Origin of the sequence: Shewanella sp. ISTPL2, from assembly GCF_013283205.1 — a bacterium.
Lineage (GTDB): Bacteria > Pseudomonadota > Gammaproteobacteria > Enterobacterales > Shewanellaceae > Shewanella > Shewanella oncorhynchi.
The window spans coordinates 719,976-740,898 of the sequence record NZ_JAAPAV010000001.1; the positions used below are offsets into that span (position 1 = coordinate 719,976).

Genomic DNA, 20,923 nt, shown 5'->3' on the forward strand with positions numbered 1-20,923 from the left:
GCCCATTTAAGGGGCTGATAATCGTTTGCTAAAATTGTGTAGCGAAGCCGAGCAAACTGTTAGCAGTCCCGCTTTAAATGCTTGTATGGGTTAACGTTTGGCTAAGGGGCAGGCTTTAACCCATCACTGAGAGCGGAACGAACGATTTGAACCACTATTTAGGCTATCACAGTTACTCAAGGTCTACACAAACCTGCTTGTGCCATGCAGAAAGATTCGGCCATTCTTCCTTAGTGCTGCCGTTGTGAGACCAATAAATTATCTCACCCGTCTTTGCTATGCAGAAATAGTCGCCATTATCCTCGATGAATGGCAAAAGGTCTCTTGGAAGACCCATGACATTCCAGGCTGTTTCAGCAATGTCAAAGATATCAAGATGTCCAGAGCCGGGTAAAATTACCGCAGGCTCAAAGGTAGCGTTTGCAACATCGCTGCCAGACTTCAAAAATGATCGGTAGTCGTCATGAAAACTGATGCCCAGTTTGCTTTCTGCGCTAGCTATTTCGGTATCTGTCGGGTTTCGAAATGGATCGTTATTCATAATTATTGTTGCCTAACGTTAAGCGGCGTCCCAAGCCAATTTTAATTGACCGAGGCGAACAAGTGATACTCTAGTGAACGTTTATCATCAACAAAAAAATTTAAAATTGCTTGATATTTTTCTTAAATATTTCCGATAAAGGTTAACACAATCAGCCATATAGACACCATCAATTTCCCCAAATTCTATTTTTACAAAACACAGATTTCCACCGCCAACCACAGTGAAATACCCTCCGCAAAAAGGACATTTTCAGACATAACTTTCTCCCCTGAAATCTATGACCGTCAATTTAGATAATGTCACGCTGATAGAACGGAATGGGGCAATATAACTAAATAGTTCTTTGGGTACTTCCAAATTAAAATGGCGGAAATCTAAGATTTCCGCCATTGTCGGATGATACGTTACTACTTAACATGAGACTCAGTATCGGGCGTTATTGCTCAACACCCCATGCCGACGACTCACATTAAAGGTGACATATTAACTTGTGCGGTACTGCTTTAAAATGCCATCTAACTCGACCGAGGCATGGTGCAGATCATTGGCTAAGGTCACACTGCGCTGGGCTGTTTGTTTGATAGTTTCTGACTGATGGCGGATTTCATTCAATTGTCCGGCAATGTCGCGAGCGGCGACACTCTGCTCTTCCGCCGAGGCGGCAATTTGGCTGCTCATATCAAATACCGCATTGACCGATTGCGCCATGCCTTGAACATCATCACCGACGGCGATAATCGCACTGCGACCTTCATCGGCCTGATCGACTATCTCCATGGTAATGCTAGATAAACGACTCGTGCCAGATTGTAAGCCTTCAATCATGGCCTGAATTTCTACCGTGGCCTGTTGAGTTCGACCCGCTAAGGTACGCACTTCATCGGCTACCACGGCAAAGCCACGACCTTGCTCACCGGCACGGGCCGCTTCAATGGCCGCATTTAAGGCTAATAAATTAGTTTGCTGGGAAATACTGTTAATGGTTGTGACTACAGCATCAATACTCGCCGCATCCTTAGACAATTGTTCCACCGATGAAAACGCCGCACCAATCTTAGTTGAAAGTAAGCCAATACTTTCCACTGTGTGGCTAATACGCCCACGACTGGCCAACATTTGGGTTGAATTTTCCTTGGTTTGCAACGAAGTATTACTTGCATTAACAGAGACTTCTTCAATCGCTGAGGTCATTTGCGCCATCGCCACGGCAACGGAATCGAGGAATTGATGTTGGAACCCAATCAGTTTATCACTGGTGGCCGCCTGTTGATTAAATTCATCGGATGCCAATGATAAGGTCTGTGCATTTTTGCCAATGGCTGACACCATTTCACTCATATTGTCGGCGCAGCGATCGATTTCGCGGGCAATCAAACTGAAATCGTCAGTACCAAAGAAGTTTAATCTAAAGCTCAAATCACCATCGGCTAAGCGTTTGATGGCTAAGTACATGTCCCATAATCCACCACCGAGTGAAGTCGAAATCCAGTAACTCAGTTGGAATAAAGGCAACAAGCCCACTAATGCTAACCAGAACATAAAGTTAGCATCGCTACGCGCATCGGCTTCCCACTCATGGACATTCTGTGTCAGTTGTAAGGCTTGACCTGACACACTGGCGCTGGCCGTCACTTTATCCCCTTGACGCTGCGCGTCACTTTGCCTTGAAGTTACAGTTAACCCGTATTGGCTGGCAAATTGAGATAAGGCGTCAGCTTCTAGCTTTTGCGCCGTTGCAACTTGCGCTAGGGTATCGACGCTCGCTTGAACCCGAGCGATAGAGGCCTGCTCAAGGTTACGGTGCGCATGTTGATAGTTGACAAGCGCCACGGCGACCGTGATCAGCGCCACCATAGAACACACTACCCAAAATTTTCCGTTGAGACTGAACTTGATCAATATGGCATCAATGGTACGAAACTGGATTTGTTTCATCTTGATAATTCCTAAGAACAAAATGCTATTTGGCACTAAATCAGCAGTATAGCTCAGATTGTCACGACAACTATGTCAGTCATAAGATCTGAGCAGGTATTATGCTAATCAGCGCTAGCAACTTGGTTACGTGTGGCGGCAGACCACTTTTGTGTCAGAGTAACCAACTGCCCCGTTAACAGGCTCATGCTAAAACCTAATAAGCCACCAATGATCAACGACGGCACGACATTGGCCACATCACCCGCCATAGCAAAGGTAGTGCAACAGCCAATAAATGCGCCGGGAATAAAGCTAAGCTTTTGATAACTTGCCTGTAAACACATGGCCGAAGTGGCTATGCCGGTAAAAATATACCCAAATACGGGCGAAATAAAAAAGCTGCTACCCGAGATAATGAGCCAAGCCCAAAAAACACCGGACAGGTTTGTGCACCACGCCATCATCACGCCCTGAAAGCCGGCCTTAGGTTGAGCAAAAAAAGTGCTACAACCTAAAAAGCCGATCCAAGTGACCAGATGAAAAGCATCTGCGACGCCACACCAAATAGCCGCCAATAGGCCGGCAGAAATAGCGACTTGCCAACGATTTTCCATGGATGACCCCTTTAGTAATTCTATTCACGGAAGTTTATACCCTTGGGCGCTCTAAAATGTGTATTTTGAGGTAGCTTGGGTAAACATATTGGTTAAATTACCTCTATTTTGGTAACAAAAACCTGATCTATTGCTAATTTTCGGCATTAATGCCCGTAAAATCGCTAACAAGCAAATTTTTTGTGGTAAAAAAACGAAAAAAGCGCTTATTAGGCGCTTTTTTGTTCAAACGGCTTTCAGTTAACCCTCTTGCCGACACTTACACTCGCAATAGTTTATTCACGGGAAGATCGCGGATCCTCTGCCCCGTCGCCGCAAAAATCGCATTGATTAAACTCGGGGCAACGGGCGGCACACCCGGCTCACCCACGCCTGCGGGCGGCGCATCAGACTCAATAATGATGATCTCCATATCGGGAGTTTGGGGAAGTCGCAGCAAAGGATAATCGTGGAAATTCGATTGCTGCACTTTGCCCTCTTTGTAAGTGATTTCCCCCATCAAGGCTAAGCTCAGACCAAATATAATCGCACCTTCTGTCTGGGCTTTTACCCTATCGGGGTTAACTATTGTGCCCGCATCGATAGCAGCGATGGCATTTAGCACTTTAAGCTGTTTATCCTCACTCACTTCTACCAACATAGCCACAGCGACGTAACTCACAAAACTGCGGTGTACAGCAAAACCCCAGCCCTGATTTTTACCCGCCTTGGGCGCCTTAGCTTGGGCTTTTTCGACCGCGTCGATGACCCCAAAATAGCGACTGACGTCCACGGGATGACGATCAAGATCTTCGCCATAGTTGCCATATTTAAACTGTTGGTCGGTAAAGGTCTCACGCCTTGCTTCACCTAACAGGCTACGCCACATTGCAGGGCAAGAAACCTGAGAACGATGAGCCATTTCATCGACAAAACTGCCAACACTAAAACCGTGCTGAATGTTACATACAGAGCGCATCCAACCAATACGGCTATGCGCCTGCGCTTTTACCGCTTCGTATCTTAAATTCGGCAAAGCAAAGGGTACATCCACAAAGCCTAAATCCAACTCACCGCCAGAGGGATATTCCACACCTTCAGCAAAGGTTGAACTGATCGATGGGAATCCCGTACGGGCTAAAAGCGCGGTCGGTTTGTTGCTGGCATCAAACAGTGCCTGATAAGACTGGGCGCTGATGGCATGGTAATAACCGTTTTGGATTTCATCTTCGCGGCTCCAACTCACCTTAATTGGACGCTTGAATTGCTTCGATAACAGCGCGGCTTCAACGCTAAAATCAGGTTTGGATTTACGCCCAAAACCACCACCCAATAAGGTGACATTCACTTTAATCGCATCTTCTTCCATACCCAGCGCTGCGGCCACATTTTGCTGAGTACTTTGCGGCGTTTGGGTCGATGCCCAGATTTCACAGCCCTTTTCAGTCACATGGGCAGTAGCAACGGGCGGCTCAATAGAGGAATGAATTAAATAAGGCACGGTATAAACCGCCTTTAACGTATTCGCTTCGGGCCAGTTTTTGACCTCATCGCCAACTTGGCGCACAACATTACCGCTTTGCTGTACTCGCTCGACCAACTCTTTCAAATAGAGGCTTGAATCATGCTGACTGTTGTCGGCCTGAGTCCAAGTGACCTTTAATACTTTGCGCCCTTCAAGGGCACTCCACGTGTTTGTGGCGATGACTGCAACGCCGCCCAAAGCCTGAAAAGCGGGTGCGCCCTTAGCGGCTGGCAAACGATACACATCCACTACCCCGGACACTTTACGCGCTGCGGTATCGTCCAAGCTTGCCACATCGCTCCCGAGCACCGGTGGGCGTATTATGCTGGCGTAAAGCATGCCGTCGCGTTTGATATCGTAACCATAAATCGCGCTGCCGCTTAACATGGCATCCATATCAACGATTTGGCGTGATGCGCCAATCTGCTTGAAATCTTTAACCTCTTTAAAGGTTAATGACTCAACGGCAGGTACGGGTTGCTCTGATGCGGCTAACGCTAACTCGCCGAACTTGGCCGAGCGGCCCGATTTTGCATGCAACACTTTATGGTCGGCGGTATGCACCTCGCTCACGGGGACTTTCCAGCGCGCAGCGGCGGCTTGCTCTAGCATGGTTCTTGCCATCGCCCCCATCTGGCGCATACGGTCGTAATTTTCGCGAATACTGCGGCTACCGTCAGTGTTTTGGCTGGCATAACGTTTATCGGCTAAGCCTTGAATAGGGACGATTTTATCCCAATCCGCGTCTAACTCTTCGGCTAAGACTTGCAGAATGCCGGTTCTGATCCCCTGTCCCATCTCGGAGCGATGGCAAGTGAGGTACACTTTGTCGTCTTCACCAATGGCAATAAACAGATTCAGCCGCGCTTCTTTATCCTGCGCCAGCGCCATAGGGCTCCAAGTTAGTCCACTCGCCCCTAATGCTAATCCGCCCCCCACTGCGCTAAACAGTTTTAACACGTCGCGGCGGCTGATATTTTCTACGGCAGTAAAAGTACTCATATTAGCCCTCCTGTTTGGCATAGTTTTGCAGTGCGGCTTTGATCCTAGGATAGGTGCCGCAGCGGCAGATATTACCCGACATGGCCGAGTTGATTTGTGCTTCAGAAGGTTTCGGATGCTGCGCCACTAACGCCGCAGCCGACATCAGTTGTCCCGCTTGGCAATAGCCGCACTGGGGCACGTTATGTTCGGCCCATGCATTTTTAAGCTTTTGATTATCCAGCCCTTCAATTGTTGTCAGACGTTTTCCTTGTGCCTGCCCCAAACTGGTTAAACAGGCGCGCACAGGTTGGCCGTCTAAATGCACAGTGCAAGCACCGCATAGCCCTGCACCACAACCATATTTAGTGCCCGTGAGCCCTAAAATATCCCGTAACGCCCACAGGATTGGCATTTTAGGATCGGCATCTAAGGTAAATGATTTACCGTTGATGAAAAGTGTTTGGGTGGAAGCGGCGGTACTGGCTTCCTTGATAACTGCAGTGGTTGATAATACTTCTGCCATAACTCACTCCTTAAGTGCCAACCACGACGCAAGATCGGCTTGGGTATCAATATCAATTGCGGCGCGGGGTAGTGTTATAGCGACTAACGCTCCCCGCTGTGCTTGTTGTTTTAGAATCGATTTCGCCCCGCGATCACCACTCAAGTGAGTGAACTGCGGTAATGTAGAGGCATTAAAAATAGCTGGTACGCCTAAATCATCCAAATAATGGGCGGCAACGTCTTTACCGGTTTCATGCCATGTCCAAATCAGTTGTCGATAATCGTCTGCACTCAAGGCCACTTGGTCTGCCAATGTCAGCAGCATGGCATCAAAGCCCTGCTCTTTGGCATAGCTTGCCGCCAAACTCACTGAGGATGCCAAGCCTGTTTGCCACTGTGGATTAACTAAAATATCAAAGGGTTGGCGGGAATGAAGCTCGACTAATAATGGCTGCAATATGTACTGATGAGCACCGAGTATGATTAACAAAGGCGTATGCTGGAGCGAATGAGTGTCTTTGCGATCCAAACCTAAATCTTGGCAACTAAGCTGCTGTAAACGCTCAACATGAGTGTTAATGATGGTTTGTTCGCGAATTTCCGTAGCGCTATGTGATGGTAGAAGTTGCGCTAACTTTACCCCATCAAAGCGCTTACTCTCACCCGCCGCAAGTACCACAATCAGCAGGCGCTTGGATGAAAGTGGCGTTTTCTCTGTCAACGTTAGCGCTGCCGACTTTGGCGCTGTAGACATTAGTACAGAAGGCTTTTGTACTGGCGGCAATGTCATCAACGCATTATCTCATCGAGATGTTTTAAGGTTGCGCCATGGAGCACGCCGTGGCACTGGGCCAAAATACTTAACGCCACGGCACTCGGTAACTCGCCGCCAAGGGCAAGCCCTGCGGGAGCAGAAAATACCCCAGAAAAAGATTCAGTACTGAGCCCTGCCATTCCAAGCACTTTATCCCGTCGATGGGCGGGACCAAGCAAGGCGATATAGGCTAGCGGATGCGCTTGAATAACCTTTAATGCCGCAGCATCTAAGCCCAAGTTATGGTTCATCACCACGGCGCAATCCAATTGAGCGATATGATTCGCGGTTAATTCCCCCGCGGTCAGTTTCACTATATGGGCATGGGGGAAATCCGCCGCTCTGGCATAGGCGGTACGACCATCGAAAACAGTCACTTGCCAACCTAAAGTGTGGGCCATGGCGGCAACGGGCTTAGCATCGATACCACCGCCAAAGATCCCAAGATGGAATCTTGGTCTCAAGGGAATAATCAGTGATTCTCCCGCGTCTTGGGTGAAAACGCCCGTGCGTACAAAATCGCTGGCGGGGAATGGCGTCAACTCCTCAGAATAAAACGCAGCGTGATACTGGCGTGCATCCGTCCCCGCTTTGACTAAAGGCAATTGGTAAAAACCCGACCGACCGTGGCGAAATGCCTGCACTAGCTCAACTAAGCCAAGATCATGATTCTCTTTTAGCAGAGGGATCAACATGATATCTACTATGCCACCACAACCGAGTCGATAGCTGGCATCGGACTCATCGCTTGCATCATAGGTGACGCACATGACTTGCTTAGTCTGCATGGCATTTTGAGCATGACGGCGTAAATCGGCTTCTAAACAGCCGCCACTTAACATACCTACGCCTTGACCAAACTCATGGAACAACATCATGGCACCGGGTTTACGATAGGCCGAACCTTGAATTTGGGTGATCACCGCAAGCACCCAAGCGTCATCTGCCAGCGGTAGCCAATGCTCTAGTAAATCTTCGATTTGGTGATCCATCCGCAAGGACTCCATTGGGTTAGGGAGATTTAAAAAATTTAATGCGCTTATCGCTATTGAAACTATCACTGTTAATAACGCAGCTATCGACGTCTATTTGTCATCAAAGCTTGACGCAAGTTTTATCAGCAAATAAAACCGCTTCGTCAAACGCTCGCATTAAACATATGGACAACCAAGTTAGCAAAGGCGTGTGCGTATTGAAAGGAGTAATAGATTTCAAAAAGTGTTGAAGCATAAAATATGTTCAGGGGAAGTTAAAGAGGAAGAATTGACGTCCATGTCTGAGTGGCGTTTGTTCGCGAATCAACCACATTTCATCTAAAACTGGTATTCGCCCGCCTTAGTGCGCAGTATCTGGGATTGGTTGTCTAGACTAATGGATGTCGATTCAATCTGTTCGATAATCTGTGATACTTCACGGGAATTATCGCGGATCACCATCATGCTCGAAGCGATTTCTTTAGAAACCAAGGATTGTTCTTCGGTTGAAGCGGCAACCTGAGTATTGATCCCATGAATCGCTTCCGTACTATGGCGAATATCCTCAAATACTGCCACGATACGTTGCAGTTCTACCCCTGCCTTTTGCATTAGCGTCGCCGCTTGAGTCACAGATGTACCCACTTGATTGGTACGGCTTTGAAGGCTTGCGACAATATCATCGATTTCCTTGGTGGAATCTTGAGTGCGCTGGGCTAATGATCGAACCTCATCAGCTACCACAGCGAAGCCTCGTCCTTGCTCACCGGCCCGTGCGGCTTCAATCGCGGCATTCAGTGCCAGCAAATTCGTTTGCTCAGCAATTGCCTTAATCACACTCAACACATTGCTGACTTGGGTACTTTCGTTCACTAGATGTGACATAGAGTCTTGAGTATTCCTAAACTCAGTTTCTAATACCGACATGGCTTTCAACGCTTCCGATACTGTCTGTTTACCTACAGTGACATGCGTTTCATTTTCGGCGGCGCGGCTTTCAGCATTCGAAGTGCTCTCACTCACATGCACTAAGGTCGTGGTCATTTCTTCCATCGCACTGGCGCTGGCATCCAGTTCTCTCGCCACCCGATTTGAGCTTTCACGCGAAATTTGAATTGATGCTTTAGTTTGCTTAGCTAAATCAGCCACCTCTTTTGCAATGCCATCCGTCGTCGATAATGAACTGGCAAGGGAGGATATAAACAAGTTGATTTGATTAACGATTTCGCCAATTTCCCCCTGAGTCGTAACAGAGATCCGCCGCGCAAGATTTTTAGAGCGCTGAATATCGAGCAATTCAACACAGGTCTGCACTAAGGGAGTCACAATCCTGCTTTTAACGATAATAAATCCGCCAACGGCGGCTAAAATCACGATAAATAACACCAGTTGGGACCAGTTTAATGCAGCATGCAGGGAGTCGAGTCGGTTATTCACATCACCATCGGTACGTTTATCCAATGCTGTAAAAAACTCATCAATCGGCTGCATGATCTTAGCTTTTTCTCTGTGGTATTGGTCGCTATGTAATAACTCCCTCGCCATAGTTAAGTTAGGCTCACCTTTGATCGTGTAAGTTTGGGTGTTGGGGTCCATAAAAATACCTTTGACGGCATTCATGGCTTTCACTTCGAGGGCGACTAACGCATCTGAGTTTTGCTGAGCTTGTTCAAGGTAACGGAATTCTTCATCAGAAAAACCGAGGGACTTCATTTGCGTGTTTATCGCAATGCTAGCACCGTCGGGCTTTGGCTTATCGCCATAACTCAACACCAAATCCCAGTAAATCTGGTGATATTTTTCAGGTCTAGACTTCTCACCATTACGGATAGCCAAAATATCCATATACATTTTTTCGTATTTTTCATCACCCGTAACAGCGTAAGTTCGAGCGAGACGCGTTAGGTCATCGGAACTTTGTCTTAACTCATCGGCAACTTGATAGGACTGATATCGGACGCTAGCCGCATCATTAAAGAGATCGATTTTAGACTTAACATTGAAGCTCAATACCGCAGAAATCACGGCACTCGCGACTATGGTCGAAAAGACCACGCTCATCATTGTTTTTGTTTTCATACTTACCCCAGTAGACGGAAGAACTGCTTTAAGTCTAGAAGGAAAAACAGAAAACATAAAAAAGGTTGGTTTATTAGCTGAAATAATCATTTGATTTGCGAGTGATTATCGCTCACAAATCAAGCAATGCTGAATGGCGTCTCAATTACAGTAAAAGTTGGTCCGCGACAAAGGGGTTATGCTCGCGCTCTTCACCAAAAGTCGACATAGGACCATGCCCAGGAATAAATTCAACCTCGGCGCCTAAGGGCCACAGTTTTTCGGTGATCGAGTGAATTAAATCCTGATGATTTGATTGGGGGAAATCGGTGCGGCCGATAGAACTTCGAAACAAAATATCCCCCACCCACGCCAACTTAGATTGGGCAGAGAAAAGTGCAATGTGTCCCGGCGTATGCCCAGGGCAATGCAGCACAGATAAACTTTGCTCGCCCACTTTAACAATATCGCCATCCTGCAGATATTGATCCGGTTCAAAGGCATCGCAATGGGGAAAACCAAAATTTTGGCTTTGCTTAGGTAAGTTATCAATCCAGAATTTATCGGCAATATGCGGGCCAATAATCGGCACATTGGCGGCTTTCGCTAAGGCTTGTGCACCACCGACATGATCGATATGCCCATGGGTAAGGAGGATTTTTTCGAGGACGAGTCCAAGTTTCGCCACTTCGTTTTGGATCCTGTCAATATTCCCGCCGGGATCCACGACCGCAGCACACTTGGTTTTTTCACACCAGATCAAGCTGCAATTTTGCTGAAAAGGTGTCACTGGAATAATCTGATACTTCATAGCTTCAATCTCGTGTTATCCATAAGCGATAGATTACGCTAAGAAACTCATCATGGCTCAAATTTGTATCCAAAAAATTGATCTTCACCAAAAGCTAATCAAATAATCCTAGCTTACGACATAAACTATTTTGTCTATACCCAAGTTAGCTGAAGATACGCGTTTCAGGTAGCCTAGGTTGCTGCATCTTCAGCTTATTTGGGTATACAATCTGCCAATCACAATAACATGATCCTCTGCCATTAAGGTTGTTTGATGAAACCCGATATTATTCTCGCCGGAGTGCTGGCGAAGAAACACACTTTTACCTTACCCCTCAACTATCAAAATCCAATTGCAGAGCAAATCCAAGTGTTTGCCAGAGAACTCTGTAGCCCAGAAAACAAAGATAAAAAACTACCTTATATCGTATTTTTTCAAGGCGGCCCTGGATTTGCGGCCATGCGTCCCGCCAGCAACAGCGGCTGGATCCGCCGCGCATTAAAAGAATATCGAGTGTTATTACTCGATCAACGTGGTACAGGCTTATCAACACCGATTAATTACCAAAGCCTGCAACATTTAGATCCCGCAGCTCAAGCGGATTACCTAAGCCATTTCAGGGCTGACAATATCATTCGTGATGCCGAAACGATTCGTGCCCAGCTTTGTCCCGCCGATAAGTGGGCGATTCTCGGCCAAAGTTTCGGGGGATTTTGCGTGTTACATTATTTAAGCGCCGCCCCTCAAGGCGTCAGCGAAGCCTATATTACGGGTGGCATACCATCATTAACCCGTAGCAGCGACGACGTCTATCTTGCGACTTATCAACGCGTACTGGCGAAGAATAAACAATTTTTCCAACGCTTCCACGATGCTCAACATCTCGTCACTCGCTTAGCAAAACATTTGCTTGAAAATGAAGTGTATTTGGCAACGGGTGAACGCCTCACGGTTGAAATGTTGCAACTGCTGGGTATTAATATTGGAATGGAGCAAGGGCCTGAATCGGTTTATTATTTGCTTGAACAAGCCTTGATCAACACGGCTTCAGGGACAGTCGTTAACCCGTTATTTTTAAATCATTTCGGTCAAATGCTCGATTACAACACTAACCCTATTTTTGCCCTGTTGCATGAAGCCATCTACTGTCAACACTCGGCTTCACAATGGTCGGCACACAGGGTTAGACAGCAATTCCCCGTCTTTAACTATCAACAAGGTAAACCGTTTTTATTCACAGGTGAGATGATATACCCATGGATGTTTGACCAATTTAGTCACTTAGTGCCGCTTAAAGCCGCGGCAGAAATCCTTGCCCATAAATCAGATTGGCCAACACTTTACAATCTAGAGCAACTGGCACAAAACCGAGTCCCTGTTGCAGCGGCCATTTACAGTGAAGATATGTTTGTAGAGATGCAATACAGTTTAGAAACCACAAAACAAGTTGGCAGGCTAAAGTATTGGTTAACATCAGAATATGAACATAACGGCATCCGCATGGATGGAGAACGCATACTGGATAAGCTCATCAGCTTAAACCGAGGCGACACCCTAAGATAAATATGAGCTTTAAGGGCTAATTAAGTTAATGCTGAGATTATATGCCTGCTCCTCATCAGTTGAGTGATTTTGGCAAGCTTTAACGACCCATTTCCGTATGAGTAAACCGTTTTGGTTTACTCTTTTTTTTGCAAAAAATGCACTCACCTTCGGCGAGTGCATTGCCCAATAAAATAGACGACAAAGCAAAGTGACAAAATCTTAAAACTATCGCTTCATTTTAGGATAAGTAAATTCATGACATTGATTACAATAAACTTTGCTTTCTTTATGTTCTTGATGACAGTAGGTACATGGTAAATCAGAACCGTAATGTAAACTGTCATGGGGATTGGGCTCGACCGAATGCCCCGCGTCTTCAGGTCGCTTAGTCAGTTTAGCCACATCCTGAGGAGAACCATGGCAGTTAGCGCACACTGCGGCATCAGGTATGGTCTTACGCTTTACATCACCATGACAGGCAGTACAGTCGACCTGACCATTCTCACTTGTCATCACATCCTTATGATAATCCTTAATATTCATCGCATTTGTTGTTATTGGCAGCATGAACATGCAACCAAGTAAAAGTGTATATAAGGGTTTTAACATCAGACTCTTCCTATAGCGGGGCATACTGCCCCGCATAACATATTAATAATTTGCGATAAATTCAGTTGAAGTTTGGATATCAGGCGTGAATGGGCGATCTTGAGCAACAAATGGCACTTTTTCTCGGTAAGCCTTGAACATGGCTTCGGTCGCTTTACCTAAATGAAGATCTGGAGTGGCCAACTTACGTAAATCAATCGCTTGACTTGAATGCAGCAACTCTAAACCGTAGATCACACGTGTGTTGTCAACAATCTGGATCAAATTGTCCGCAGCAAGCTTCAGGTTAGTGAAAGTATCTTCAATTCCCCCCGCAATTGAAATCCCATCAAATGACACTGGGGTCGCCAACTGTTTATTACGAACCTGCATATCTACAAAAGCTTTTTGAATCGCGCCAAAAGCATGGCCATTATTACCTGGAGCACTTAAAAAGCGTGGCAGTTTAGTAAAGTGATCATCGGATAAGTGGATAGTGCGCATGACACTGTTATGGGATACATGCGTCAACGCCACGCTCAAGTTTTGTACTGCCAGTGTAACAGGCAAAGGTTCAAAGTTCGTGGTTGGGAACACACCACCTTGCCCTTCGACAATATACTTAGCAACCTGTGGAAACTTCGCATACTCATTCGATGCGCCAACAATAACTGCAGGGTTATCATCCGAATGATTTATTTGAATATTTACCACATCATTCAATTCTGCTAACGCTTGTTCAGCACTGGCTAACGTGTATGCTGTCGTTCGGTAACTGAGAGGGTCCTGCAAAGGACGTTCATCATTAAGCTGCCATAAATAACTGCCATCTAACTGTTTTAGAATGTCACTTGTGCTGGCTTTAATATAAGGGAAAGGACGAATATCATTGGTTTGTGGTAAAAATGGCGCCACGTTACCATTTAATCCCTCAAGGCTTAAACCAAATAGCGTTGGCGAGATAGAGAGTAATTGCTTGGCCTCACGGTAACCTTGCATCGCATAAGCAACTGAAAACGAATTGTTAGACAGAATTGATAGTGCATCTTTCCCCATAGGCACAAGTGGTGTAATTCCGGCATCCGCCATAGCATCTTTACTGCTAACACGTTGTCCTTTGTAGAATACTTCCCACTCACCCACCATAGCTAACCCGACATGGGATGAGAGCAAAATATCCGCTTCACCTACAGTACCGTGGGCGGGGATGACTGGCGTTAACCCTTTGTTAAGGTATGCCTCATAGAGTTCAGCCACAACAGGTTGCACCCCTGTTTGTCCCGCGAGCATAGTATTTAAGCGTACCGCCAAGGCTAATCGAGTTAACCGAATCGGTGCAGCGTCACCGACTCCTGCACTATGAGCTCGAAAAGTGCTGTAGTTAAAGTTACGTGATGCCTCAAGCACTTCATCACTTAACTTGCCATTGGCATCAAATAACTTGTGATCTTTGTTCAAACCAACGCCCACAGTAAGACCATAAACAGGCTTACCTAAACGAGCAGCTTCCATCAACAAACTATACTAATCACCTTATATTTCAGTCCCCAATCTAAGGTTTGCGCCTTACTAGCCCCTTCTGCATTAGTGAAACCAATAGGATAAACAGGCTGACCATGTTCATCACGGCGAGTCATGATAGCGTCAGCTCTCGCTTTACGATCTGCAAGTTCATTGAAAAAACGTTCACCAGTGCGCACATCCACCACAATACCGTGGGGATAGGTCGCAATCGTGTTGAACTGGGATGCAGTACCAAAGCCTTTTTCATCGGGAGATGCCCATGGGCCGAGTTGAATTTGGTCTAAATGAATAGGGTTAGCACCTAAGAGCATCATTTGCTTTAGGGCTTCTGAAGTTGCACCAGCATGATTGGTGGAATCTAAGTCGTTATTTAACTCAGGTAGTTGCATCATGCGATATTCAATATCGCGACCAAAGCCCCCCGTTGCCATAACAACACCACGGCGCGCGCCTATGCGACGTATTTTACCGGTTCGCTCATTAGGGAAATAAAAACCTTCACGAACTTCGACCCCAATCACGCGACCATCGAGATCTTTCACAAAGCTTTCGAGCTTGGTCTGATTTCTCATCACCACGCCTTTATCTCTCGCGGCGTTAATCAGCGGTCTGATAATACCTGCCCCTGAACTTTCAACGGTTTGCAAGACTCGTTGTATTGAGTGTCCACCAAAATGCTGCACAAAAGGTTTCCACTTAACCCCATGTTCAATCAACCACTGACAGGATTCAGCCGTGCCATTACACACCAGTTTTAACATCTCAACATCGTTCATGCCCCGACCTGCTCGCATCATATCGGCGACCATTTCATCGACAGAATCATTAATTCCAGCCTGTTTTTGCAACTCAGAGCCCGCCACAGCCATGGCACCGCCATTGATAGTTGAATTACCACCAAAGACTGGCATCTTGTCCACAACCATAACGCTCACACCAGCCTCTCTAGCTTGTAATGCCGCAGACATCCCAGCAAAGCCACTGCCGACAACTAATACATCCACAATCTCATCAAATACTTCAGGAGCAACACCACAATTGGCTGTTGCAGGTAAGGCTATTGCAGCCCCAAAGCCAGCAGCCATCACGGCCCCACCTTTTAGCAACTGCCGACGGCCTGTATCAATATCTTGAGTTTTACTCATGCTTACTTCCTTCAATAATGGCTGGAACTTGTCAGCATGGAAGTGCATGCGCTGTGCCAAGCACCTAAAAAGAGGTAATTAAGTGGGGAACTTTGATTGGAGGCACGGAATCACGAAATATAAAGATCTACAATCACGATACTTAATGATTAACATGAAATATCAATGGAAAAACACTTTTATCACGAATCGACACTGAGATTATTCAGTAGCCTACAACTCGAAAAGTCCCTGCAAAGTTACTTCGAGTTTATTCGGGATGAACTGCCTATTGATGGGCTATTTATTAATATTTTTCGCAAACAATTTAATGACATACAATTTATAGCTCATGTCAATGCTAACCAATCATGTACCTTAGATAGGCAAATATCTATCCCTGAAGAACTGGCTAAGTGCTTAGATGACCCTCAACGCCCACGCGTGAGAATTGTTAATGATATTGAGCACGACCCAATCACAGCTTTAGTTGCACCTAAGGTGATCAGTGGTATTCGTTCGCTGATCATTTTGAGAATGTCTATCGAAAATACCCACCTTGGGATAGTCGGATTTTATGCCAAAACGACAGGCGTTTTTCGCCCTCGTCATGCTGATTTAATTGCTCCGCATATGCATGCATTAGCCTTGATCACTGCACTAAATCTACGCGGACGTAATTTACTTAAAGAAAATGAAGCACTCTCAAAGCAGAATGTGAGTCTTCGCAGAACACTGGATGTCCAGAATGGCGTAGTGGGAGCCAATTCAGGCTTGAAACACGTCATGCAGCAAGTGCAATCTATTGCCAAGATTAATACGACCGTCCTAATGCTGGGTGAAACGGGGTGTGGAAAAGAAGTAATAGCCAATGCTATTCACGAACTTTCTGAACGTTCAGATAAGCCCTTTATCAAGGTCAACTGCGGTGCCATTCCAGATACTTTGATTGACTCCGAACTCTTTGGTTATGAAAAAGGGGCATTTACTGGGGCTGAGTCCCGTAAAATTGGCTACTTCGAACAAGCCAATGGCGGCACTATCTTCCTCGATGAAATTGGTGAGCTACCACTATCCGCACAGGTTCGATTACTCCGTGTACTTCAAAATAGCAGTATTACCCGTGTAGGTGGGCATGATGCTGTACAGCTTGATATTCGTATAGTGGCTGCCACCCATAGAAATTTACAAGCTATGGTACACAGAGAAATGTTTCGGGAAGATCTTTGGTATCGCTTAGCTATTTTCCCTATTGAAATCCCTTCATTAAGACAAAGACGTACAGACATTCCTTTACTCGTACAGCATTTTATCGAGCAACTGAGTTCAAAGTTCAACCTGCCTCAATTGCCAAGAGTTGCACCGGAACAATTGAATATTCTGAATCAATACGCTTGGCCAGGAAATGTCCGAGAACTCATTAACGTGCTCGAACGGGCGATAATACAACAACCTTCGGGACCGTTAGATTTTGGCTTCCTTGCTCCACATCAGGGTGAGGAAATTACGACCCAAGCAAATCAAACCGTTATCATAGATCCAAACTATGCGAGCGATAAACTTGTGCCCCTTGATGTTATGACCAGAAAATACATTAGTCATGCACTGCGGATTACAGGTGGAAAACTCTATGGTCCAGGAGGTGCGGCTGAGTTATTGGACATCAATGCTAATACGCTGCGTAGCAAAATGAAGAAACTGGGGATTGTGTAATCTTTCAAGGCTAACGAGTGCGCTATAACAAAAATAGAAAGCATCGGTTAACAAAGTGCATAAATAACAAAGGTCACATAAGTGACCGTTGAAAAATTAATGATAACCATAGGATCTAGAAGAAATAACGGATTCCCACCGCATAGTTGTTATCTTGTAGATCTTCATAGGCTTTATCATCCATACTGCTGAAATCTATTTTGGCCTCAACGTACATAATTGTGTCGCGGCTATAGCGATAATGCAGACCTAACACTGCAAATTGGCGTGTCCATTTTCCTTGGATCGCAGTATCTACATCGGTATCAAGATCTTGATATGTCAGTAATACAGTTGGAACGAAACCATTATCATACTGATAAGCAACAATAAACTCTGCTCCAGTTGAATCATATAAATCTCCACCCACTAATTCGTTTTGCTCACTCTTATGGGCGTTAAAACCTACGTATAAACCGTCAGCATCACGACCTGGAGCATATTGATAGAAACTACCGTATTGGGCGCCAATACCAATAATTTGGTTAGTGTTATCAACCTCTTGGCCTGCAAGATTTCCGGTAAAATCACCACGATTAAATCCCGCTAGCACTTTAAATTTATCAGTAAAGTTGTAAGTTACACTTGCACCGTAGCTAGGTTCGAAACTCAATTCGGAACCATCTTTCAAGGGAGCACCACTGCCATCATACAAGGCAACATCGCTATTTTGTTTAGAGGCATACTGCACTGCGACATGTAGATTACCAAAAGTATTACGATATTGCAGCGCAGCATCGGCACGTCCTGCCCCTGTTAAACCACCGTCACCGAAGGTATAGGCCCCCACTGACCACCCCGTAAAAGCATTGAGCACATCGGTTGTGTAAGCAACATCATAGTAAGCCCCCCATTGCTTACCAAAACTGATCTTTCCCCATTTCTCATGGGACATCCCTACATAACCCAGTCGATTGAATAAAAAATCTGAATTTTTAGATGCAGATAACTGACCGCCACCTTGGCCTTGCGTGTATATAAGGCCGTCATCACTGGTCACCATATTGATACCCCATTCCGTATGGGCAAAGGAGCTCCAGCCATTTTTCTCTTGACGGTCGAAACGAAAACCAACACGAGAAAAATTATCTATAACGGAAGTTTCATGACCATCATTTAACGCGGCAAAACCTAACCAACCTATCATGTTAACGCTGTTAGTTTGGTCATTATACAACTCAACGGCTTGAGCAGTTCCCATTAACAATAAGCTTGGGATCATCAAAGCGAGCAATGTCTTTTTCATTTCATCTACCTTTAAATTCAGCGAAACCACATATAATTACATGATTTATTTGATATATTATTTTCCCCAATCAATAGTAAGCAGGTTATATGCCACCGGGAGGAAAAGCTGAAAATCAAGGTGTTTTTTAGATACGGATCAGGCAATCTCGAAATATCGTGATTATCGGTTGTTAAATACCGTTAGATAAATTAAATGTCGTTATTACATCAAAAGACAATAACGACATATATGCAACAAGTGTGTCATTACACTGCTGTTGTAGATTTGCGGCTATTAGAAGCTGAACGACTGGTTGATCGAGTTACCGAACTTTTGGAACTAGTCTTTTGGGAAGCATATTTGTTGGAACCATCGTTTTTTGTTGTACCTATACCTTTCGCTGAACTTGATTTTTTAGAGTACGACTTACGATAACCGGATTTATTACTTGCCGTTTTACGATAACCTTGGCCTTGTAAACCATTAAGCGCGGTTGGCAGTTGTGCGCCTGCATTCTGGATAAGCGTGGATAAGGTGCCGAGCAGTGGCTGCATAAAGGCTTGATAAGAGGTTTCTTTATGGCAAATGCCGTTCAAGCTCGCTTCCCAAAGCGCTGTCATATCCGGCGTAGTCGCACTCGCGGGCAAGCTGTTAATCAATCCTTTCCCCACGTCTGTCGAGACAATAGATTTACCTAAGCGTTGTAAAAAACCGCGTTTGAACAGCAATTCGATAATACCTGCACGGGTGGCCTCTGTACCTAATCCGTCGGTTTCTTTAAGAATTTTACGGATCTCAGGATCGGTCACATAACGGCTAATACCCGTCATAACACCGAGTAAAGTGGCATCGTTAAAGGCCTTTGGTGGTTGAGTATTTTTCTCCAACAATTCGCCTCGAGTACAATGCAAAGCCTGTCCCAATTTCAAAGGCGGTAATTGGCCGATAAACTCGTCATTCTCCTCATCGTCCTTACCTGCGCTTTCTTCCGTCGACTTGTTGCCACTCGCCTTACTGCCATTTGGCTCTTGGCGGGCAAAGAGTTGCTTCCAGCCGAGGGATTTATCCTGACGCGCCTTGGTATTAAATAAGCCACCCTCGATTGTCACTTGCACTGTGGTTTCACTGTAACAATAAGCCGGATAAAACTGGGCTAAGTACTGGCGAGCAACATGAAGATATAACTGCCTCTCACGCTGACTCAAGCTAGATAAGTTAGCCGTCTTCTCTGTGGGGACGATTGCGTGATGGGCGTCCACTTTTTTATCATCCCATGCTTTAGATTTAAGACGGGGATCGGGTGCATCAGCACCTTGCAATAACTCAGCAGCACCGTCACTTATCGCCTTAAGTACCGAAGGCGCAAGGTTATGTTGCTCAACGGGTAAATAACGACTGTCGGAGCGTGGGTAAGTAATGAGTTTATGACGTTCATACAAACTTTGGCAGGTATCGAGCACATCCTTAGCACTCATGCCAAACCGTTTCGCCGCATCAATTTGCAACGCGGATAAGCTGTAGGGCAATGGTGGATTCTGTTTCTTGTCCTTAGCCACTAATTGAGTGACTAAGGCGGGTTTATCACTGATGCGACTCACCACATTTTGCGCTAGCCCTCTCGCTAACACTCGTCCTTCTTCATCCATATAGGGCTGACAAGCTTCGCTAGGTTGCCACTTGGCGCTGAAGGTTTCTTGCTTCTCGGTCGCCAAATGCGCTAGTACTTCATAAAAAGGTTTAGATTGAAAGTGGGCAATCTCTTCATCACGGCGCACCACTAGCCCAAGCAATGGCGTTTGTACTCGGCCGACGGATAACACGCCTTGATAACCGACCTTTTTACCTTGGATGGTGTACGCGCGGGTCATATTCATGCCATAGAGCCAATCGGCACGACTGCGGGCTAATGCCGATGTGGATAAAGGAATAAACTCGCGATTGCTGCGTAGCTGCGTTAGCGCCCGTTTTACAGCTTGTGGGTTTAAGTCACTGATCAGTAAACGCTGAGTTTGATGTAGCTTGTCCCCCGTCACGCCAAGATAGGCAATCACTTCATCCACGAGTAACTGCCCTTCACGGTCGGGATCGCCCGCATTAACCAAGGTGTTGGCTTGTTTGACTAATCGTTTTAGCACTGTGAGTTGACTGCGGGTTGCGGCCTTAGGTTTGAGTTGCCACTTGTCTGGCACTATTGGTAGGTGCTCAAACTTCCATGCTTTAAATTCAGGATTATAGGCGTCAGGTTCTGCTTGTTCGAGCAAGTGACCGACACACCAAGACACACAATCGCCATTGGCGGCTTCGATAAATCCATCGCCTTTTTTATGGGGTTTAGGCAATACATCGGCAATGGCCCGCCCTAGGCTAGGTTTTTCTGCGATATAAAGGATCATACAAACACCAAACACTGGATATAATTACAGTATAATTTAGCCCAAACGCCTGTTGAGTGCAAA

Annotated in this window: 14 protein-coding genes and 2 pseudogenes; 2 read left to right on the forward strand and 14 right to left on the reverse strand. The window is 45.8% G+C overall.

What is annotated here, in order from left to right; genetic code table 11:
- Positions 1–172: 172 nt before the first annotated feature.
- The 9 genes from HUB64_RS03295 to HUB64_RS03335 all read right to left on the reverse strand — a co-directional run bounded on the left by HUB64_RS03295 (position 173) and on the right by HUB64_RS03335 (position 10,724).
- Positions 173–541 carry an SMI1/KNR4 family protein gene (locus HUB64_RS03295; protein ID WP_028761011.1) on the reverse strand — a complete coding sequence of 123 codons (369 nt, stop codon included), beginning with the start codon at positions 539–541 and terminating at the stop codon, positions 173–175.
- Positions 542–1,027: 486 nt separating this feature from the next.
- A complete protein-coding gene (locus tag HUB64_RS03300; protein ID WP_173496387.1) occupies positions 1,028–2,479 on the reverse strand; it encodes a methyl-accepting chemotaxis protein in 1,452 nt (483 codons plus the stop codon).
- Positions 2,480–2,583: 104 nt separating this feature from the next.
- On the reverse strand, positions 2,584–3,075 hold the full coding sequence (locus tag HUB64_RS03305; RefSeq protein WP_028761013.1) for a DUF1097 domain-containing protein: 492 nt from the start codon (positions 3,073–3,075) through the stop codon (positions 2,584–2,586).
- Between the two features lie 259 nt (positions 3,076–3,334).
- A complete protein-coding gene (locus HUB64_RS03310; RefSeq protein WP_173496388.1) occupies positions 3,335–5,581 on the reverse strand; it encodes a molybdopterin cofactor-binding domain-containing protein in 2,247 nt (748 codons plus the stop codon).
- A 1-nt stretch (position 5,582) separates the two neighbouring features.
- The gene (locus HUB64_RS03315) at positions 5,583–6,086 is read right to left on the reverse strand and encodes a (2Fe-2S)-binding protein (protein WP_028761015.1); all 504 of its coding nucleotides are present in this window, start codon (positions 6,084–6,086) and stop codon (positions 5,583–5,585) included.
- 3 nt (positions 6,087–6,089) lie between these two features.
- Positions 6,090–6,821 (reverse strand): nucleotidyltransferase family protein, encoded by a 732-nt coding sequence (locus HUB64_RS03320; RefSeq protein ID WP_173248602.1) that lies wholly within the window; start codon positions 6,819–6,821, stop codon positions 6,090–6,092.
- Between the two features lie 35 nt (positions 6,822–6,856).
- On the reverse strand, positions 6,857–7,873 hold the full coding sequence (locus HUB64_RS03325; RefSeq protein WP_028761017.1) for an XdhC family protein: 1,017 nt from the start codon (positions 7,871–7,873) through the stop codon (positions 6,857–6,859).
- A 321-nt stretch (positions 7,874–8,194) separates the two neighbouring features.
- Complete coding sequence (locus tag HUB64_RS03330; RefSeq protein WP_028761018.1) at positions 8,195–9,934, reverse strand: methyl-accepting chemotaxis protein; 1,740 nt, start codon at positions 9,932–9,934, stop codon at positions 8,195–8,197.
- 145 nt (positions 9,935–10,079) lie between these two features.
- Positions 10,080–10,724 carry an MBL fold metallo-hydrolase gene (locus HUB64_RS03335; RefSeq protein ID WP_173244087.1) on the reverse strand — a complete coding sequence of 215 codons (645 nt, stop codon included), beginning with the start codon at positions 10,722–10,724 and terminating at the stop codon, positions 10,080–10,082.
- 255 nt (positions 10,725–10,979) lie between these two features.
- Between HUB64_RS03335 and HUB64_RS03340 the strand changes: the two genes are divergently transcribed.
- Positions 10,980–12,269 carry an alpha/beta fold hydrolase gene (locus HUB64_RS03340; RefSeq protein WP_173244083.1) on the forward strand — a complete coding sequence of 430 codons (1,290 nt, stop codon included), beginning with the start codon at positions 10,980–10,982 and terminating at the stop codon, positions 12,267–12,269.
- A 207-nt stretch (positions 12,270–12,476) separates the two neighbouring features.
- On the opposite strand, the gene HUB64_RS03345 is transcribed toward HUB64_RS03340, so the two are convergent.
- The 3 genes and pseudogenes from HUB64_RS03345 to HUB64_RS03355 form a co-directional block, all read right to left on the reverse strand.
- Positions 12,477–12,860 (reverse strand): cytochrome c3 family protein, encoded by a 384-nt coding sequence (locus tag HUB64_RS03345; RefSeq protein WP_173244080.1) that lies wholly within the window; start codon positions 12,858–12,860, stop codon positions 12,477–12,479.
- Positions 12,861–12,902: 42 nt separating this feature from the next.
- Positions 12,903–14,360: pseudogene (gene hutH, locus HUB64_RS03350) on the reverse strand (histidine ammonia-lyase); the annotation flags it as partial.
- A 2-nt stretch (positions 14,361–14,362) separates the two neighbouring features.
- A pseudogene (locus HUB64_RS03355) lies at positions 14,363–15,508 on the reverse strand (flavocytochrome c); the annotation flags it as partial.
- Between the two features lie 165 nt (positions 15,509–15,673).
- Here HUB64_RS03355 and HUB64_RS03360 point away from each other — a divergent pair.
- Entirely contained in the window at positions 15,674–17,200 is a 1,527-nt protein-coding gene (locus tag HUB64_RS03360) for a sigma-54-dependent Fis family transcriptional regulator (protein ID WP_173244071.1), read from the forward strand.
- Positions 17,201–17,315: 115 nt separating this feature from the next.
- Here the strand turns inward: HUB64_RS03360 and HUB64_RS03365 are convergent, their stop codons facing one another.
- Both HUB64_RS03365 and HUB64_RS03370 read right to left on the reverse strand, forming a co-directional pair.
- Entirely contained in the window at positions 17,316–18,485 is a 1,170-nt protein-coding gene (locus HUB64_RS03365) for a porin (RefSeq protein ID WP_173244068.1), read from the reverse strand.
- Between the two features lie 248 nt (positions 18,486–18,733).
- Positions 18,734–20,860, reverse strand: a complete 2,127-nt coding sequence (locus HUB64_RS03370; protein ID WP_173496389.1) for a DNA topoisomerase III — start codon at positions 20,858–20,860, stop codon at positions 18,734–18,736.
- Positions 20,861–20,923 lie beyond the last annotated feature (63 nt).

Excerpts from the sequence above, each read along its gene's own strand:
- HUB64_RS03310 (WP_173496388.1), bottom strand. The coding sequence starts at position 5,581 with ATGAGTACTTTTACTGCCGTAGAAAATATCAGCCGCCGCGACGTGTTA.
- HUB64_RS03330 (WP_028761018.1), bottom strand. The coding sequence starts at position 9,934 with ATGAAAACAAAAACAATGATGAGCGTGGTCTTTTCGACCATAGTCGCG.
- HUB64_RS03360 (WP_173244071.1), top strand. The coding sequence starts at position 15,674 with ATGGAAAAACACTTTTATCACGAATCGACACTGAGATTATTCAGTAGC.
- HUB64_RS03325 (WP_028761017.1), bottom strand. The coding sequence starts at position 7,873 with ATGGATCACCAAATCGAAGATTTACTAGAGCATTGGCTACCGCTGGCA.
- HUB64_RS03340 (WP_173244083.1), top strand. The coding sequence starts at position 10,980 with ATGAAACCCGATATTATTCTCGCCGGAGTGCTGGCGAAGAAACACACT.
- HUB64_RS03335 (WP_173244087.1), bottom strand. The coding sequence starts at position 10,724 with ATGAAGTATCAGATTATTCCAGTGACACCTTTTCAGCAAAATTGCAGC.
- HUB64_RS03320 (WP_173248602.1), bottom strand. The coding sequence starts at position 6,821 with ATGTCTACAGCGCCAAAGTCGGCAGCGCTAACGTTGACAGAGAAAACG.
- HUB64_RS03305 (WP_028761013.1), bottom strand. The coding sequence starts at position 3,075 with ATGGAAAATCGTTGGCAAGTCGCTATTTCTGCCGGCCTATTGGCGGCT.
- HUB64_RS03370 (WP_173496389.1), bottom strand. The coding sequence starts at position 20,860 with ATGATCCTTTATATCGCAGAAAAACCTAGCCTAGGGCGGGCCATTGCC.
- HUB64_RS03315 (WP_028761015.1), bottom strand. The coding sequence starts at position 6,086 with ATGGCAGAAGTATTATCAACCACTGCAGTTATCAAGGAAGCCAGTACC.
- HUB64_RS03295 (WP_028761011.1), bottom strand. The coding sequence starts at position 541 with ATGAATAACGATCCATTTCGAAACCCGACAGATACCGAAATAGCTAGC.
- HUB64_RS03300 (WP_173496387.1), bottom strand. The coding sequence starts at position 2,479 with ATGAAACAAATCCAGTTTCGTACCATTGATGCCATATTGATCAAGTTC.
- HUB64_RS03365 (WP_173244068.1), bottom strand. The coding sequence starts at position 18,485 with ATGAAAAAGACATTGCTCGCTTTGATGATCCCAAGCTTATTGTTAATG.
- HUB64_RS03345 (WP_173244080.1), bottom strand. The coding sequence starts at position 12,860 with ATGTTAAAACCCTTATATACACTTTTACTTGGTTGCATGTTCATGCTG.